Consider the following 386-nt stretch of genomic DNA (forward strand, 5'->3'; position numbering starts at 1 on the left):
CGCAGATCGCCGCGAAGGCGGGACTCAGCCGCGGGCGCATCCACCAGATCAGGCATACGGGCCCTGCGCCCGAAGGTGCTTTCCTCGGCCGGGGTAGTGTCACCGTCGCGACACCGCTGCGGCGGGACGACGAGCGCGGGCGTACGGTCGTCGCGGTGGACGATGTCAGCTCCGGCCAACGGCTGGAAGAGCTGGCCCGGTCGTACGGGCTCGACGTGACCTCGGAGCACGTCCCGGTTACGGGAGCGATCGACCTCGACCGTGACGGCCTGGTCGTCGTCTGCGGCCCTCGCATGTCCCAGGAAATGTGGGACACGTACGCGCAGGACCCCGTACTCGCATGGGAGCGAGCGGAAGACGGGCCGTGGACCGTGGTCGACCGGAAG

Annotated in this window: 1 pseudogene; it reads left to right on the top strand. The window is 69.9% G+C overall.

The window, feature by feature from the left end:
* Nucleotides 1-155: 155 nt before the first annotated feature.
* Nucleotides 156-386, top strand: a pseudogene (locus AB0C16_RS40855) (sigma-70 family RNA polymerase sigma factor); the annotation flags it as partial.

The organism is Nonomuraea sp. NPDC048916 (assembly GCF_040649575.1).
GTDB lineage: Bacteria > Actinomycetota > Actinomycetes > Streptosporangiales > Streptosporangiaceae > Nonomuraea.